This is a genomic window from Pseudomonas iranensis, assembly GCF_014268585.2.
Taxonomy (GTDB): Bacteria; Pseudomonadota; Gammaproteobacteria; order Pseudomonadales; family Pseudomonadaceae; genus Aquipseudomonas; species Aquipseudomonas iranensis.
This window is the reverse complement of the sequence record NZ_CP077092.1, coordinates 858,792-875,604: the sequence shown is the minus strand read 5'-3', so window position 1 is coordinate 875,604 and position 16,813 is coordinate 858,792. Positions and strand designations below refer to the sequence as shown.

Genomic DNA, 16,813 nt, shown 5'->3' with positions numbered 1-16,813 from the left:
GTGCCGGGTTGACCGATCTCAAGTTTGTGACCGGGTGGCGCCGCAGAAGTTTATCGGCAGTGGACGACGGTTCTTGCGACCGCCGGTGTGTCTGCCGGCCCATGCCAGCAAGTTTGGGGCGAAGCGGCGCTTTTCAAGCTGTCTGCCGGCGAAATAGCGGATGACCGGCCTTCGAATCTGCCGCGCACTGGCATACACTGCGCGGCCGTTTTTTCACCGGAATCCGAAAGACATGAAAGACGCCTCTCCAGCCCGTGCCTGCGGCATCGACTTCGGCACGTCCAACTCCACCGTCGGCTGGCTGCGCCCCGGCATGGACACCATGATCGCGCTGGAAGACGACAAGATCACCCTGCCGTCGGTGATCTTCTTCAACATCGAGGAACGTCGCCCGGTCTACGGTCGCCTGGCCTTGCACGAGTATCTGGAAGGCTACGAAGGCCGGCTGATGCGCTCGTTGAAAAGCCTGCTCGGCTCCAAGCTGATCAAGCACGACACCAGCGTCCTCGGCACGGCGATGCCGTTCAAGGATCTGCTCGGGCTGTTCATCGGCCAGCTCAAGAGTCGCGCCGAAACCGCCGCCGGTCGGGAATTCGAGCAAGTGGTGCTGGGCCGCCCGGTGTTCTTCGTCGACGACGATCCGCTCGCCGACCAGGAAGCCGAAGACACTTTGGTCGAAGTGGCTCGCAAGATCGGCTTCAAAGAGGTGTCGTTCCAGTACGAGCCGATCGCGGCGGCATTCGACTACGAGTCGACCATCGAGAAAGAAGAGCTGGTGCTGATCGTCGACATCGGCGGTGGTACCTCTGACTTCTCGCTGGTACGTCTTTCGCCCGAGCGTCGCGGTGTCGACAACCGTCATGACGACATCCTCGCCACTGGCGGCGTGCACATCGGCGGGACCGACTTCGACAAACAGCTCAGCCTGCAAGGCCTGATGCCGCTGTTCGGCTACGGCAGCCGGATGAAGAGCGGCGCCTACATGCCAACCAGCCACCACATGAACCTGGCGACCTGGCACACGATCAACTCGGTGTACTCGCAGAAGTCCACGCTGGCGCTGGGCAGCATGCGCTACGACATCGAAGACACCGGCGGCATCGATCGCCTGTTCAAGCTGATCGAACAGCGCGCCGGCCACTGGCTGGCGATGGAAGTGGAAGAAACCAAGATTCAGCTGACCCACGCCGACAGCCGCCACGTGCCGCTTGACCGCATCGAAGCCGGGCTGAGCGTCGAGCTGAGCCGCGCGCTGTTCGAATCGGCGATCGAGGCCTTGCTGGAGCGTGTGCGCGGCAGCGTTACGCAATTGCTCAATGATGCCGGCGTGGCGGTCGATCAGGTCGACACGGTGTTCTTCACTGGTGGTTCGAGCGGCATCCCGGCCCTGCGCAACAGCGTCTCGGCGATGCTGCCGAACGCGCGGCATGTCGAAGGCAACATCTTTGGCAGCATTGGTAGCGGTTTGGCGATTGAAGCCCGCAAACGCTATGGCGTTTAGGGGCAGCTGCAAGTTTTAAGCTACAAGCTGCAAGCTGCAAGCTGCAAGCTGCAAGCTAGAGCAAAAGCCACTGCGGCTCTTGCTTCTGCTTTTTACTTGCAGCTTGAAGCTTGAAGCTCGAAGCTGCTTTTCTAGACCATTCCTCCGAGCTTCAACTCACTCTTCAGATACGCGTAATAAATCGGCCCCGCCACCACCCCCGGCAAACCGAACGCGGCTTCGAACACCAGCATCGCCAGAAGCAACTCCCACGACTTGGCACTGATCTGCCCGCCGACGATGCGTGCGTTGAGGAAGTATTCGAGCTTGTGGATCACGATCAGGTAGCCCAGCGCGGCGATCGCTACCCAGATCGACAGCGACAGACCGACGATGGTGATCAGCGTGTTCGACATCAGGTTGCCGATCACCGGCAGCAGGCCGAGCAGGAAGGTCAGCACGATCAGGGTTTTGGTCAGCGGCAGCTTGATGCCGAACATCGGCAGGATGACCGCGAGGAAGATCCCGGTGAACACGGTGTTGAGCAGGGAAATCTTGATCTGCGCGAAGACGATATTGCGAAACGCCTGCACCAGCAGATGCAAACGGTCGAACAAAGCGGCGGCCAGCGGCTTGCGCTTGGTCACGTCGGGGATGCGCTGCAGGGCGATGATCGCGCCGAGGACCATGCCGATCAGCAGGGTGACGAACATGTGCGCAGCGTCCTTGCCGACCAGTTGCAGGTCGGCCAGATGCTTGCTCGCCCACTCGCCGATCGCCACGCGAAATTCCGCCGCGCTGGCCGGCAGATAAGCATCGATGAACGGCGGCAACTGCCCGCGCGCGCGATCGACCACGCCCATGAATTTATCGAGCGAGGCGCCGGGGTTTTCCGCTTCATGCAGGAGGAAACTGATGGCGCCGGCGAAGATCAGCGCCAGCGCACTCACCACCAGCGTGCCGAGCAGCGCCACCGCCAGCCAGCGCGCACGCCGCCCTTCGATCAGCCGTTGCAGTTGCGGGGTGAGCATGTTGACCAGCTCGAACACCAGCAACCCGGCCAGCAGGCTCGGCAACAGGCGCAGCGGCAGCACCAACAGCAAACCGCCAAAAATGATGATGCAACTGACCCAGAACACAACATGACGCTGAGAAAACGTTGGCATACAGCCTCAAAACGAACGGCGTGAAAGGATGGGCAGTCTGCCAGCGATCCGGGGTTAGCACTAGGGATATGCGGGGCGTGGGAATGGCGGTGCATTCACCGACGCTTTCGCGAGCAGGCTCGCTCCCACAGGGGAATGCATTTCAAATGTGGGAGCGAGCCTGCTCGCGAAGAGGCCGGCAAGCTCACCACATTATTTACCGTTTCACTTTTTTTTCAGACACTCACTCATGAACGCCTTGCGCGCATCGCCGGCCAGCGCCTTGGTTTTCGCATCGGCATTGCAGGTGGTCATCTTCTGCTGCTGCGGGGTCAGCTCCTTGCCATCGTTGGCCGCTGGCGCCGCTTTCAGGCAGGTACTCATGAACGCCTTGCGCTCATCGCCCTTCAGGCTTTTGGCGGTCGCATCGGCATTGCAGGTGGTCATCTTGTTCTGTTGCGCCGTGGCGGCGAAACCCTGGGAACACACAAGCAGCCCGATCATCAACAACGGCACACGCAACATCTTCATGGAGTTTTCTCCTTGTTGCCGCACCGATGGATGCGGCCTCTGTCGCAGTGTAGTCAAAGCTCGTTACACCTTCCTGCCCTCGAGGTGGCTGCGCCGATACTGCTCCGGCGTGCAACCGGCCTGGCGAGCGAACATGGCGATGAAGGCCGAGCCGCTGCTGTAGCCGAGGTCGAAAGCGATTTCCTGCACCGAACGCGAGGTTTCCAGCGCCTCGATCGCCGCCAGATAACGCAAGCGCTGACGCCATTCGCCAAAGCTCATGCCCAGCTCGCGGACAAACTGCCGGGCCAGGGTGCGCTCGCTGACATGCACCTGCGCGGCCCAATGCGCCAACGGTTGGTTGTCGCCCGGGGCGGCCTGCAGGTTGTCGAGAATCGCCAGCAAGCCAGGACTGCTCGCATACGGCAGGTAACATTCCTGCACCGGTGCCTGTTGCAGTTGATCGACCAATACCTGGGCCAGACGCTGATCGGCCTCATGCTCCGGAATCTTCACGTCGCGGGCAGCGAAGTCTTTGAGAATCGCCTTGAGGATGTCACTGATCGCCAAGGTGCAGGCCCGCGCCGGCAACCGTGTGCAAACACTTGGATCAAGACACACCGCGCGATAGTTGACCGGCTGATGGCTGTAGAAACTGTGCTCGACCTCGGGCGGCACCCACACCGCGTACTGCGGCGGCGACATGAAGCGGCTGCCGTCGACATCCATGTGCAACACGCCATGGGCCGCATATTCCAGCGTGCCCCAAGGGTGCCGGTGCGGCGCAGCATATTCGTGGGCATTGAAATCGGCGTAGCGGAAGTACACCGCTGATGGCAATTCGTTGAAATCGAGCAGATCGATGTGTTTGCTGTTCATGCTGTCCGGATGCAAAGGCAGGTTGTCCGGTTCGCAGTATAGGCCTGCATCCAGACAGGCGATAATCGCCCTTCATCAACGTTCTGGTTTTGTCCCATGCAATACGCGTTTCCCCTGCTGGCGATTTTCATCTGGGCCGGCAACACCGTGATCAACAAACTGGCGGTCGGCGCGATCTTCCCCGCCGAGATCGGTTTCTATCGCTGGCTGCTGGCCGGCGTGCTGTTCACGCCATTCATGCTGAAGAAAGTCATCGCCCACTGGCCGCAGATTCGGCCGAACCTGAGGCGGATTTTCGTCCTCGGCGTGCTCGGCATGGCGGTGTATCAGAGCCTCGCCTATTTCGCCGCAACACTGACCACCGCGACCAACATGGGCATCATCCTGTCGTTGATGCCATTGATGTCGCTGGCCATGGCGATCATCAGCCTCGGCCAGCGCCTGACGGCTGGTGCGCTGGTCGGTGCGGTGCTGTCGTTCGCTGGCGTGCTGGTAGTGGTGTCATCCGGCAGCCTCGGAGCGCTGCTGCAACACGGGGTCAATCTGGGCGATGCGATGATGCTGATCGCCACGCTGGCCTATGCGGTTTACAGCACGCTGCTGAAAAAGTGGCAACTGCGCCTGCCGCCATTGGTGCTGCTGTACTTGCAGGTGCTGGTGGCGATTGTGGTGTTGTTTCCGCTGTTCGCGATGTCGCCGAAGACCGGGCTGAACCTGCAGAACGTGCCACTGGTGCTGTATGCGTGTCTGCTGGCCTCGATGGTCGCGCCGCTGGCGTGGATGCAGGCGGTGCAGCGACTGGGACCGAGCCGGACGACGTTGTTCTTCAATCTGCTGCCATTGATTACCGCGCTGATTGCAGCAGTGGTGCTGAAGGAACAGTTGGCGATGTATCACCTGGTGGGAGGGTTGCTGACCTTGGGCGGGGTGGTTTTGTCGGAGCGCTGGACCACGGTTCTGGGCCGGCGGGTCGGCGTTGCCTGATAAGGCCCCTTCGCGAGCAGGCTCGCTCCCACGTTGAAATGCAGACACCTGTGGGAGCGAGCCTGCTCGCGAAGAACGATGACGCGGTCTGTTGGCTATAACCCTGCAGCCTCCAGCCGCGCCGCATGCTCGACAAACAGCCTTACCGGATCTGCGCCCTTGCCCACCAGCCCCAGCGACTGATTGACGATGTCGAAATGATCCAGCGGATAGTCATCACCGATCACCGTGCCCAGATGCGAGCTGTAACGGCCGACCATGCCGTCGCACTGCCCCGGCTCGCGAACGAAGGTCCGGGCGAACAAGCGACAACTGCGGTTGGTGCCGTCGAAAAGATTGCCGCCACGATCGGTCTTGCCCGGTTGCAGCGTCCCTGACCAGGAGTAGTAACGCACACCATTGACCTCTTCCGGCCCCTGCCCGCCCCACGTTTGCGGCAGTCCTTGTGGATAACGTTGATTGAATAATGCAACGCCCGCCGTGGTCAGCGATTGGTGGGAAGCGTGGATATCCACCGGCAGTTTCGGCCCGTGATAACCCGTGTCGAGCAGTGCCATGATCCAGCCGATCAGGCGCAGCAACGCTTCGAGCACGCGCCCCTTGGCGCTGTTGGCGGGATAGTGCTTTTCCAGATAATCGGCCAGTTCGGAGCCGTGATTAGGCCCGGCGACCGAAGTCACCGAGGCCACCAGATCCGGACGCTTCGCCGCCGCATACCGCGCGGTCAACGCGCCCTGACTGTGACCGAACAGATTGACCTTCGGCGCCCCTGTCTCGCGGAGAATTTCCTCGATCCGCGTCAGCAACTGCTCGCCGCGCACTTCCGTGGAATTGAGTGGCGAAACCTGCACCGCGACCACCGTCGCACCACCACGGCGCAAGGCCTTGATGATGCCGAACCAATACGGGTAAAGCAGCAGCCGGACAAAGCCGAGCATGCCCGGCACCAGCACCAGTGGATAACGTGTCGACATGGGGTACATCCTTGTGCGCGGTGGGTGGAGGCCAGACGTGCAAGACGCTCGCCAAGCATCCACCTCGACGATGACAACTCAACGATAAGCCTATTCCAGTTCTGAGCCTCCCGACATCGCAGTCTTCAGCAGTTGCTGCACGGAGTCCGGCGTAAATCGCATAAAACTTTTCGCTTCGCTCAAGACTCACACCCTGAGTAGCGACCGCGTCTTCAGAACGTGGCGCCTATCGGATTAGCCTCCAGGAGAATGAAATGAGTGACGTGCATTTGTCTGATGTTCAAACCCTGCGTGAACGCGCGCGGCAACACGTGGAAAACGGCGCGGTCACCGAGGGCTACAACGCCAACCGTGAAGAAATACTGCGTTTGCTCAATGAGTCGCTGGCCACCGAGCTGGTGTGCACCTTGCGCTACAAGCGCCACTACTTCATGGCCAACGGCTTGAAAGCCAACGTCGCCGCCGACGAATTTCTCGAGCACGCCAACCAGGAAGCCGAGCACGCCGATCGCCTCGCCGAACGCATCGTGCAACTGGGCGGCGAACCGGAGTTCAACCCTGACCTGCTGAGCAAGATGTCCCACGCGCAATACGTGGCCGGCAACACACTCAAGGAAATGGTTTACGAAGATCTGGTGGCCGAGCGCATCGCCATCGACAGCTACCGCGAAATCATTCAGTACATCGGTGACAAGGACCCGACCACCCGCCGCATCTTCGAAGACATCCTTGCCCAGGAAGAAGAACACGCCGACGACATGGCGGATATCCTCAACGATCTGTAATCCCGTCACACCGCTTTCGCGAGCAGGCTCGCTCCCACACTGGAACGTATTCCAATTGAAGGAATGCGTTCGAATGTGGGAGCGAGCCTGCTCGCGAAGGCGCCCTCAGAGACGCCGCATTACTTGCTGGGTTTAACGGTCACCGGCGCCTTGCCCTGCTTCATCTGCTCGAGCAACGGCGCGCACTGATTCGGCTCGCCACCGCTCGGCGCCACCAGCGCCAGCAATCCCGCCGCCGGTGCGGCTATCACGCCCAGCGCAACCATCCCCGCCCCGCGCAGCATCAACGGTACGGCTTTGACGCCGGCATCCGGTTTGATGAATTTGCCGCGCACATACAGCGGCGAGCGCAGGGAGATCAGTCGCCAGCCTTTCGACTCAGGGGTCACGGTCAGATCGAGTTGCTCGGTGGCCATGTTCGCCGTGCCATCGATGTAGATGATTGCGTTCTCGGTATCGAAGACAAACAGCCGTGTCGTGGCCAGGCCGGTCTTGATGTCGAAGTCCGCGGCCGCGCAATTGATCTTCACTTCCTTGTCGCCAAAGATCTTGCCGACCACGTAGTTGCCGACGTTGAGCCCGGCCAGTTCCATCAGCTCGCGGCTGATCGCACCGTCGTTGATCAGCATCTTCAGATTGCCGTTGGCGCCACCGAGGAGCTTGGCCACGGAGTTGCCCCGGCCACTGATGTCGGCATCGCCATTGAGCTCACCGAAACTGGTTTTCATCGGCTCGAAAGTGGGGAACAGCTCTTTGAGTTTGAATTTGCGTGCGGTCAACCGCGCCCGGCCTTCCAACGGCTCGGTGCGGCCATTGAGGCGGATCAGCGCATCCAGGGTGCCGCCGGCGACGCCAAAGCGCAGCGGTTCCAGGCTGAGTTCGCCGTCGTTGAGTTTCAGATGGGTATAGAGGTCGTTGAACGGCAGCTTCTCGCTGTGAACGATGCGCTTGCCGGTGAACTCGACATCCGCGTCCATGGCGCGCCAGCGATCAGTCTTAAACTCTTCGACCGGCAGGACTTTGTCTGCCGGCTGCTTGCTCGCGCCGCCACGGGCCTTTTGCTCGGTGTTGGAATCGGCACCGATCAACGGTGCAAGGTCGGCGAACAGCAGTTGATTGGAGAGCAACGCACCCGTGAGTTTCGGCCGTGGCTGGCTGGCCACGTAGGTCAGGTCGCCGTGGATGTCGCTGTCGCCGATCTTGCCGTTGAATTTCTCATAAGTGAATTTTGCCCCGGCCTCGTCATGCAGCTTGGCGATCAGGTGGCCGTCGGTGGAATACGGTGGGGTGTCCGGCAGCGTCACGCCGGTCAGTGGGTAGAGATTGCCGAGACTGTCGCCAGCGAGTTTCAAGCGCAGGTCGAGGGCGCCGAGATTCAGCGGGTCAGTCAGGGTGCCGGCCAGTTCGATACGGGTATCGCCGATCTTCGCCTGGGCCTGCAACGGGAACGGCTTGCTCGCGTCCTGCAAGGCCAGCAACCCGCCGATCTTGCCCTGCCCGGTGAGGTTCTGCGCGTGGTATTGGCCTTTGACCTTGAGTGCAAAGGCATAGTCCTGCGGTGCGCCGCCCTTGTCCTGAGCGGTTTTCGCCGCTTTGTCGCCAACAATCTCGCTGAAGGGAATCGGCTTGCCGAGCGGGTCGATCAGCACATCGAGGTTGGTCTTCAGGGTCTGGTCGTCGAGGGTCACGTGGCCCTTGTCGAAACCGATCGCGCCGATATCGACCACCCAGCTCGACGGCTCGGCGTTCGGGTCCTTGGGATCGAATTTGAAGGTCCAGTTGGCGCGGCCATCGGCCAGACGTTGCAGTTCGGCATTCGGCTCGGTCAGGTCGATGCGCGGAATCACCACGCGCTGGGCCAGCAGGGCCAGCGGCGAAATGCGCAGCTCGACGCGTTTGAGCGTGACCATCTGCGGCTGTTTCGACCAGTCCGGGTTGCCCAGGCTCAAGTCCTCGGCGACCACATGCGGCCACGGCACCCAAGAGCGCCAGCCGCCTTCTTCCGGCTCGCGCTGCCAGATCACCGCGAGGTTGCCATTGATGGCAAACGCCCGGTGCAGTTCTTCCGAAACTTTGGCGTTGATCGTGGGTTTGATCCGGTTCCAGTCGAAAAACACGATGATCAGAATCAAGGCTGCCAGCAGCAGCGCGAGGATGGCGAAGGTCCAGCTGAAGATTTTTCCAGTGCGCGTCATGCACAAAGCTCCTGATCACGACCGCACGCCGAACATCCCGACGCACAGCTGAAACGGCAGACCGAAGCGGCCCCTATGCAGTCTGTGACTGGCGAAAGGCCCGCAGGTTTAATTGAAAGGCAGTTTAAGCCATAAAAAGCCCGGCAAAACTGACCGATCGGTCGAGCAGTGTTACCGCGATCCGCACTTTTACGAGGCGCGAGTGAGTCGAAAATACCCACGACGGTGCAAAACCGTCGCCCGCAAAGGCCCGATCTAGAGCCTTCGCGCCGAACAATCAATTCTGTTGATTATTACCATTGCGTTTATGAACTTTTATATCGACTTATCGAGAGTAGCATTGCCCTCGTACCCACTTTATCGCCCTCCCAAGGAGCCACTATCATGAAACGCCAATTACTGCTCAGCCTTACCCTGTCGATGCTAGCCAGCACTGCTTTCGCCCTGCCCGCTGCCGATCAGGCTACTCCGCAAGTCAAAGACAGCCACTCGGTGTTCAGCCAGACTCTCGCTGAAGACGGCTACGACAAAACTCCACAAGGCCAGACCCTTGCTGAAGACGGCTATGACAAAACCCCACAAGGTCAGACTCTGGCTGAAAACGGTCGCAACCGCCTCCAGGAAAAAGGTCTGGTTGAAGATGGCTATGACAAGACGCCACAAGGCCAGGCTGTAGCCGAAAACGGCCGCAATCGTCTCGAAGAAAAAGGCCTGGTGGAAGACGGCTACGACAAGACTCCACAAGGTCAAGCCCTCGCCGAAGGTGGTGGTGACCGTGTGATCGAACGCAACAGCGCCGTGAGCTGAGCCTATGACGGCCCAGCGAAAAAGCCCAATCAGCGGATTGGGCTTTTGACTTTTCAGCTTCTGTGAATCCCTCGCTGCATGACTCCCCGTTCGACGCCGACAAAGCCGATTTGCTAGAGTGCGGCGCTTGTCCTGCCGAAGAACACACCCTGCGATGCTGCCCCGCGCCGAACAGAAACAACAGACCCGCAACGCCCTGATGGACGCTGCCCGCCACCTGATGGAAAGCGGCCGAGGATTCGGCAGCCTGAGCCTGCGCGAAGTGAGCAAGACCGCCGGCATCGTGCCCACCGGTTTCTACCGGCACTTTGCCGATATGGACGAGTTGGGTCTGGTACTGGTCAGCGAAGTCGGCCAGACCTTCCGCGAGACCATCCGCCTGGTGCGGCACAATGAATTCGTCATGGGCGGCATCATCGACGCTTCGGTGCGCATCTTCCTTGATGTGGTCAACGCCAACCGCTCGCAATTCCTGTTTCTCGCCCGCGAACAATACGGCGGCTCGCTGCCGGTGCGCCAGGCGATCGGACGCCTGCGGGAGAACATCAGCGCCGACCTCGCGGCGGACCTGGCGCTGATGCCCAAGCTGCAACATCTGGATCTGGCCGGCCTCAGCGTGATGGCCGACCTGATCGTCAAATCGGTGTTCGCCACCCTCCCCGACATCATCGACCCACCCGCCGAGGCCTTGCCGGAGCACCTGACCCCGCAGGCGAAGATCACCCAGCAACTGCGCTTCATCTTCATCGGCCTCAAGCACTGGCAAGGGCTGGGCAGTACCGAGTAATCCCTTCTCTATCTGACACAGCGCAAAGCCCCCGTGGGAGCGAGCCTGCTCGCGAAAGCGCTGAGTCAGCTGAATACATCTGTCTGACACGGCGCATTCGCGAGCAGGCTCGCTCCCACATTGAACATCCGTCATGGCCTCGCTTTGGTGCATGACAAATCCTTCATGCACCAAAACCTTCCAGAATCACCGCGCCTGTTGAAAGATCAGGCACGCGCCGACAGCTATTTCCTACAGATCGCCCGATTGGCGCGGCGCTTGCTCTAGCCCAATCAACGTTCATTGCTGGAAGCTTTCCGATGCTGGTGATTCATCGCAGAATCGACCCTCAACCCGCCTGGGCCGCCGAGCTGCACCTGACCTTCGAAGCGCGCAGCAAAAGCCGTTTGCGCTGTTTCAGTGCCGAAGGCGAAGACGTCGGGTTGTTTTTGGAGCGCGGCCAGCCACCGCTGTATGACGGCGAATGTCTGCAGGCCGAAGACGGCCGTGTCGTGCGCGTCTGCGCCCGTCCCGAACAACTGCTCCACGTCACGTGCGCCAATGCGTTCGAACTGACGCGCGCGGCCTATCACCTCGGCAACCGCCACGTCGCCCTGCAAGTCGGCGATGGCTGGCTACGCCTGCTCGACGATTACGTGCTCAAGGCGATGCTCGAACAGCTCGGCGCCCGGGTCGAGGCTATCGAAGCGCCGTTCCAGCCGGAACACGGCGCTTACGGCGGCGGCCATCATCATTCCCGCCACGGTGACGAAGACTTCAACTACGCGCCAAAACTTCACCAGTTCGGCGTGCGCCTGTGAATCCGGCCTGGGCGCTGCTGCGTCTGGCCAGTCCGCAATTGCCGATTGGCGGCTACAGCTATTCCCAGGGTCTGGAAATGGCGGTGGATAACGGCCGGGTCCACAACCCGGACGCCGCCCGCCGCTGGATCAGCGATCAACTGCTGCTCAATCTCGCCCGCTTCGAAGCGCCGCTGCTGTTGGCGCATTGCCAAGCCGCAGCAGATGAAAACTGGGCCGAGCTACGACAACTCTGCGAGAGCCACCGCGCCAGTCGCGAAACCCGTGAGTTGCATCTGGAGAGCCGGCAGATGGGTTACTCCTTGCAGCAGTTGTTGAACGGTTTGCCGGAACTCGACGCGCCTGCCCGCGACTTTCTTGACCAGACCCCAGAACCGCACCTGGCCTTGTGCTGGGCACTGGCAGCACGGGCCTGGGGCATCAGCCCGCAGGACGCCCTCGCCGCGTGGCTGTGGAGCTGGCTGGAAAACCAGCTCGCCGTGTTGATGAAAACCCTGCCGCTGGGCCAGCAAGCCGCCCAGCGCCTGACCAGCGAACTGCTGCCGCTGCTGCAACAGGCGCAGCACGACGCGACCCACCTCAACCCCGAACACATCGGCAGCGCCGCCTTTGGCCTGTCTCTGGCGTGCATGGCCCACGAGCGCCAGTACAGCCGTCTCTTCCGCTCTTAGGGCTGTTTATTTTGGAGAATGAAATGGATACACAACCTCTGCGCGTCGGCATCGGCGGCCCGGTCGGTTCCGGCAAGACCGCGTTGACCCTGGCCCTGTGCCTGGCCCTGCGCGAGCGCTACAACCTCGCCGTGGTCACCAATGACATCTACACCCGCGAAGACGCCGATTTCCTCGTGCGCAACGAAGCCCTCGCGCCGGAGCGGATCATCGGCGTGGAAACCGGCGGCTGCCCGCACACGGCGATCCGCGAAGACGCCTCGATCAACCTCGAAGCGGTCGATCAACTGAACCGGCGTTTTCCCGGGCTGGATCTGATTCTGGTGGAGTCCGGCGGCGATAACCTCTCGGCGACCTTCAGCCCGGAGCTGTCCGACCTGACCATCTACGTGATCGACGTCTCCGCCGGCGACAAGCTGCCGCGCAAGGGCGGCCCGGGGATCTGCAAGTCCGACCTGCTGGTGATCAACAAGATCGACCTGGCGCCACTGGTGGGCGCCTCGCTGGAAATGATGGACAGCGACACCAAACGCATGCGCAACGGCAAGCCGTTCGTGTTCAGCAACCAGAAAACCGGTCAGGGCCTCGAAGAAATCATCGCCTTCATCGAACGTCAGGGCCTGCTGACCGCCGCCTGATCCACTTATCCACAAGGAAGCTTATCCATGACACTCAAACGCATTCTTGGCGCTCTGGCGTTGCTGCTGACACCGGCACTGGCTTTCGCTCACCCGGGGCATGGCGACAGCGGTCTGGTCGCCGGCATCAGCCACCCGATCGGCGGGCTCGACCACTTGCTGGCAATGCTCGCCGTCGGTTTGTGGGCGGCGCAGCAACAAGGCGCGGCGCGCTGGGCGCTGCCGTGCACCTTCGTCGGCACCATGCTGCTGGGCGGCCTGCTCGGTTTTGAAGGGCTGGAGTTGCCGGCGCTGGAAAGCGGAATTGCCGCCTCGGTATTGGCGCTGGGCCTGGCCGTGGCACTGGCGGTACGTCCGCCACTGGTGATGGCAGTGGCAGCGACGGCGCTGTTTGCGCTGTTCCATGGCGTGGCGCATGGGCTGGAGTTACCGGACATGAGCAGTCCGTGGGCGTATGCGGCCGGGTTCGTCGCGGCGACAGCGGTTTTGCATGCGCTCGGTTATGGCGTGGTGCGAGTTCTTCCGCAGGCAGCGGCGCCGCTGGTGCGGTTGGCGGGTGCGGCTTCGGCGGCGACCGGCGTGTGGTTGCTCGCAGGCTGATTTTTTATTGCCTGAACCGGCCTCTTCGCGAGCAGGCTCGCTCCCACAGGTTTTGTGTACGCTGCAAATCCACTGTGGGAGTGAGCCTGCTCGCGAAGACGGCCTGACAGACACCGCCTCTCTCAAGCGGTGCTCTCTGCTACCATGTCGCGCAATCGCCCCAGCCCGTGACGCCCGCCCATGCCCCACGCTTCCCGCTCCACCGCCCTGCCCGAATTGACCGCCCTGTTTGGCCAAGTGCAGCAGCACTTCCTCGACGTGATCGTGCCGCTGTGGCAAGGCCCGGGCTGGAATGCCGACATGGCGTTGCCGTACGAGGCGCTGGACGCCGCGCATCGACCGCTGCCAGCGCAACGCTATCGGGCGATGGCCTGCGCACGGCAGCTGTATCTGTTCTCCAGCCTGATCGGGGTTGTGGATAACGCCGAAGTCCGCGCCGCCGCGCTGTTCCGTTCCCTGCAACGGCACTTCCATGATGCCGAGCATGGCGGCTGGTTTTACAGCATCGACGCACAGGGCAAGCCGCTGGACCAGCGCAAGGATCTCTACACCCACGCCTTCATCCTGTTCGCCTGCGCGCATTACTGGGACAAGTCCCGGGATTCGCTGGCCGAGTCGACATTGAACGCCGCGCTGGAAATCATTGGCCGCCGATTCGCCACCGGCGACGGTTTGTACGAAGCCTGCCTTGAGCGTGATTGGCTCACCCTGCAAACCGGCCCACTGCAAAATCCACTGATGCACTTGGCCGAAGCCTTCCTCGCCACTCTGGCGGTGCGCGAAGACCCGCAGACGCAGAAGGCCCTGCTTGAGTTATGCACAGCCATGCACAAGCAATTCGTCGATCCGCAATATGGCGTATTGATGGAGAAGCCACTGGGGGCTGTGGATAACTGGTACGAACCGGGGCACCAGTTCGAATGGTATTTCCTGCTCGAATCGTCGGCGCTGTTGCGCGATTCGAAACTGCACCGGGCGCTGGATCGGGCATTTGCCTTTACCGAGCAGTACGGCGTGCTGGAGTCCTGCGGCGCGGTGCGGGCGATGCTCGATCTGGATGGCAATGGACGGCCAAGGGATTCGACCCAGCGGATCTGGGCTCAGGCCGAATATCTGCGCGCGCTGACCTTGCGGGCGGACAGCGAAGCGGTAGTACTGCGCCAGTTGCAGGCGTTGCAGCAGCGGTTTCTGCATGCCGGCGGCTGGCATGAGTGTCGGGATGAAAATGGGGAGGTCAGCCGCAAGGACATGCCTTCGACTACGCCTTATCATTTGGCGACTTGCTATCACGGGCTGGCTGAATATCTTCGCTGACTGAACAATTGCTTTCGCGAGCAGGCTCGCTCCCACAGTTTGAAATGCATTCCCCTGTGGGAGCGAGCCTGCTCGCGAATGCCGTTACGCGGTCATCAGGCAATCCACTTCTTGTCCCCGGTGAAGCTGATCGTCAGCCACCTCGCCGCATCCGGTTCACCCAACTGCGCCGATATCTGCTCACGTAGCGCGTCCAGCTGCGCGACATTGCGCAGCGGATAATCCGCCGGCAACACCACATGAATTTCGATGAACCTCGCCCGGCCGTGCTTTTGCACGTAGGACACGTAATCGTCGAAACCATGCTCGACCTTCGCCACCTCCATGACCTGCCTGACCTGCTCATCCAGAGTGTCCGGGGCAATACCCAGTACATCACGCAACGCCGGGCCGAGGATTTTGAACGCCGGGGGCAGCATGGTCAGCGCCAGGACGATGAGGATCAGCGGGTCGACATACACCGCCCACTCGCCATAGCCCTGGGACTTGAGCAGCAGCGCGGCGAGGAAACTGATCAACAGGCCCACAGACAGCATCGCGTCGACCAGCCAACTGATGTTGTCGAACTGGATCAGGCTGGATTTGAGCGTGCGATTGCGCTGACGCACGTAGAAGAAGTACGCGAACTCGACGACGGTGAATACCGCCGCGTAGACGATCACCAGACCCAGCTCGATATCGCGGCCACCATTGATGATGCCGAACACGCCGTTGAGAAAGGCGTAGATGGCGATCAACAGCAGGAAGCTGCCCTCGATCAGCAGCACCATCGGTTCCAGATGCCAGAAGCCGAACTGGAAACGCTGATTGCTTTGCTTGGCAATCAGCCGGGCGGTGATCAGCATCAGGATTTTGATGAACGTCGCGATCAGCGAAAAAAAGCCATCGAACAGGATGGATTGCGAACCTGAAACAAAACCGGTGACGATCCCGGCAATCGACACCGCCAGCATCAGCAGCGTCGACTGTTTGAGCAGTGCCTGCTCACCTCGGTTACTCACTTGAACTCCTCATGAAACCTTGCACACCGCCGAATGCAGTGGGCTGGTTGAGTGCGGAGTTTAGCTTATCGTCCTGTTTTGCCTGTGCCGGCCTTTTCGCGAGCAGGCTCGCTCCCACAGTTTGAAATGCATTCTCCTGTGGGAGCGAGCCTGCTCGCGAATGGCCTCAGCGCGGTATCAAGCCTTGTTACGCTCGATGGCAAACCCGGCCCAGGTCTGGCTCACCGGCATCAGCTCCAGGCTGTTGATGTTGATGTGCGCCGGGGTGTTCATCACCCAGAAAATCGTCTCGGCGATGTCCTGTGGCTGGATCGGCTCGGCGCCAGCGTAAGTGGCGTTGTAGCGTTCCTGGTCACCGGCAAAACGCACCAGCGAGAACTCGCTTTCGCACAGGCCGGGTTCGATGTTGCTGACCCGCACACCAGTGCCCTGCAGGTCGCAACGCAGGTTCAGCGAGAACTGTTTGACGAAGGCTTTGCTCGCGCCGTACACGTGGCTGCCCGGGTACGGGTAGTTGCCGGCGATGGAACCGAGGTTGACGATACCGGCACCACGGCCGTGGGCGATCAGCCGAGGCAGCAGCAGGCGGGTGGCGTACATCAGGCCTTTGACGTTGGTGTCGACCATGGTGTCCCAGTCATCCAGATCGCACTTCGGCGCCGGGTCGACGCCGAGCGCCAGGCCGGCGTTGTTGATCAGGCCACGGAGTTTGGCGAACGACGGCGGCAGGTTGGCGATTGCCTCTTCCATCGCTTTGCGATCACGCACATCGAGAACCAGACCGTGCACTTCGGTTTGCTTCGACAGCTCGGCGCACAGGGCATTGAGGCGTTCTTCACGACGGCCGGTCAGGACCAGCTTCCAGCCAGCCTCGGCAAAACGCCGGGCACAGGCTTCACCAAAACCGGACGTCGCGCCGGTGATAAACAGGGTGTCGGACATCGTGTTCTCCTTGCTTCGGCCGCCACGGCAGCCCTTGGAATAGAAAATCAGCAGGCAGCATGCCCGCCCTCGCGGATACGGGCAACACTTGCCAGCTGTACAAAAATCAACCAGACCTGCCTAGGCCATAGCCAGCGTGGCCTGTAGCCATGTGCACGCATGTTATCCACAGTCTGCTCCACAGTTTCCGGGGGCAAGTGCAAACGCGCAAAGCCGCGCCACACAAGGCTTTGCGGGCGAAATGGAAAGTTTTTTGCTTGACCGTGAGGCAGGGGATGTGCGGCACAGGGCATTTTGCACG

17 protein-coding genes are annotated in these 16,813 nt (G+C 61.1%); 10 read left to right on the top strand and 7 right to left on the bottom strand.

Features of this window, described 5'->3' with window-relative positions; genetic code table 11:
* Nucleotides 1–232: 232 nt before the first annotated feature.
* Nucleotides 233–1,501, top strand: a complete 1,269-nt coding sequence (locus HU724_RS03810) for an Hsp70 family protein (RefSeq protein ID WP_186567337.1) — start codon at nt 233–235, stop codon at nt 1,499–1,501.
* A gap of 131 nt (nt 1,502–1,632) precedes the next feature.
* Here the strand turns inward: HU724_RS03810 and HU724_RS03805 are convergent, their stop codons facing one another.
* The 3 genes from HU724_RS03805 to HU724_RS03795 all read right to left on the bottom strand — a co-directional run bounded on the left by HU724_RS03805 (nt 1,633) and on the right by HU724_RS03795 (nt 4,014).
* Entirely contained in the window at nt 1,633–2,646 is a 1,014-nt protein-coding gene (locus HU724_RS03805; protein ID WP_016771899.1) for an AI-2E family transporter, read from the bottom strand.
* A gap of 204 nt (nt 2,647–2,850) precedes the next feature.
* Complete coding sequence (locus HU724_RS03800) at nt 2,851–3,156, bottom strand: PsiF family protein (RefSeq protein ID WP_122881171.1); 306 nt, start codon at nt 3,154–3,156, stop codon at nt 2,851–2,853.
* 63 nt (nt 3,157–3,219) lie between these two features.
* Nucleotides 3,220–4,014, bottom strand: coding sequence for an AraC family transcriptional regulator (locus HU724_RS03795; protein ID WP_186567339.1), 795 nt, complete (start codon nt 4,012–4,014; stop codon nt 3,220–3,222).
* Between the two features lie 96 nt (nt 4,015–4,110).
* Between HU724_RS03795 and HU724_RS03790 the strand changes: the two genes are divergently transcribed.
* On the top strand, nt 4,111–4,998 hold the full coding sequence (locus HU724_RS03790) for a DMT family transporter (RefSeq protein ID WP_186567341.1): 888 nt from the start codon (nt 4,111–4,113) through the stop codon (nt 4,996–4,998).
* A gap of 95 nt (nt 4,999–5,093) precedes the next feature.
* Here HU724_RS03790 and HU724_RS03785 read toward each other — a convergent pair whose 3' ends face one another.
* On the bottom strand, nt 5,094–5,972 hold the full coding sequence (locus HU724_RS03785) for an esterase/lipase family protein (RefSeq protein ID WP_186567343.1): 879 nt from the start codon (nt 5,970–5,972) through the stop codon (nt 5,094–5,096).
* Nucleotides 5,973–6,226: 254 nt separating this feature from the next.
* Between HU724_RS03785 and HU724_RS03780 the strand changes: the two genes are divergently transcribed.
* Nucleotides 6,227–6,757, top strand: coding sequence for a ferritin-like domain-containing protein (locus HU724_RS03780; protein ID WP_016771904.1), 531 nt, complete (start codon nt 6,227–6,229; stop codon nt 6,755–6,757).
* Nucleotides 6,758–6,876: 119 nt separating this feature from the next.
* Here the strand turns inward: HU724_RS03780 and HU724_RS03775 are convergent, their stop codons facing one another.
* The gene (locus HU724_RS03775) at nt 6,877–8,952 is read right to left on the bottom strand and encodes an AsmA family protein (protein ID WP_076565469.1); all 2,076 of its coding nucleotides are present in this window, start codon (nt 8,950–8,952) and stop codon (nt 6,877–6,879) included.
* Nucleotides 8,953–9,336: 384 nt separating this feature from the next.
* Between HU724_RS03775 and HU724_RS03770 the strand changes: the two genes are divergently transcribed.
* The 7 genes from HU724_RS03770 to HU724_RS03740 all read left to right on the top strand — a co-directional run bounded on the left by HU724_RS03770 (nt 9,337) and on the right by HU724_RS03740 (nt 14,569).
* On the top strand, nt 9,337–9,759 hold the full coding sequence (locus HU724_RS03770; RefSeq protein WP_016771905.1) for a DUF2790 domain-containing protein: 423 nt from the start codon (nt 9,337–9,339) through the stop codon (nt 9,757–9,759).
* Nucleotides 9,760–9,913: 154 nt separating this feature from the next.
* Nucleotides 9,914–10,546, top strand: coding sequence for a TetR family transcriptional regulator (locus HU724_RS03765; protein WP_016771906.1), 633 nt, complete (start codon nt 9,914–9,916; stop codon nt 10,544–10,546).
* A 299-nt stretch (nt 10,547–10,845) separates the two neighbouring features.
* On the top strand, nt 10,846–11,346 hold the full coding sequence (gene ureE / locus HU724_RS03760) for an urease accessory protein UreE (RefSeq protein WP_122699778.1): 501 nt from the start codon (nt 10,846–10,848) through the stop codon (nt 11,344–11,346).
* Nucleotides 11,343–12,017 carry an urease accessory protein UreF gene (locus tag HU724_RS03755; protein ID WP_186567345.1) on the top strand — a complete coding sequence of 225 codons (675 nt, stop codon included), beginning with the start codon at nt 11,343–11,345 and terminating at the stop codon, nt 12,015–12,017. Before ureE ends, HU724_RS03755 begins: the two co-directional genes overlap by 4 nt.
* Nucleotides 12,018–12,040: 23 nt before the next feature.
* The gene (gene ureG / locus HU724_RS03750) at nt 12,041–12,655 is read left to right on the top strand and encodes an urease accessory protein UreG (protein ID WP_016771910.1); all 615 of its coding nucleotides are present in this window, start codon (nt 12,041–12,043) and stop codon (nt 12,653–12,655) included.
* A 27-nt stretch (nt 12,656–12,682) separates the two neighbouring features.
* Nucleotides 12,683–13,255: a HupE/UreJ family protein gene (locus HU724_RS03745; RefSeq protein WP_016771911.1), complete on the top strand. Its 573-nt coding sequence runs from the start codon at nt 12,683–12,685 to the stop codon at nt 13,253–13,255.
* Between the two features lie 180 nt (nt 13,256–13,435).
* Complete coding sequence (locus HU724_RS03740; protein ID WP_186567347.1) at nt 13,436–14,569, top strand: AGE family epimerase/isomerase; 1,134 nt, start codon at nt 13,436–13,438, stop codon at nt 14,567–14,569.
* A 95-nt stretch (nt 14,570–14,664) separates the two neighbouring features.
* Here the strand turns inward: HU724_RS03740 and HU724_RS03735 are convergent, their stop codons facing one another.
* Together HU724_RS03735 and HU724_RS03730 are read right to left on the bottom strand one after the other, a co-directional pair.
* A complete protein-coding gene (locus HU724_RS03735) occupies nt 14,665–15,570 on the bottom strand; it encodes a cation diffusion facilitator family transporter (protein WP_186567349.1) in 906 nt (301 codons plus the stop codon).
* Between the two features lie 177 nt (nt 15,571–15,747).
* Nucleotides 15,748–16,512 (bottom strand): SDR family oxidoreductase, encoded by a 765-nt coding sequence (locus HU724_RS03730; protein WP_016771914.1) that lies wholly within the window; start codon nt 16,510–16,512, stop codon nt 15,748–15,750.
* Nucleotides 16,513–16,813: the final 301 nt, after the last annotated feature.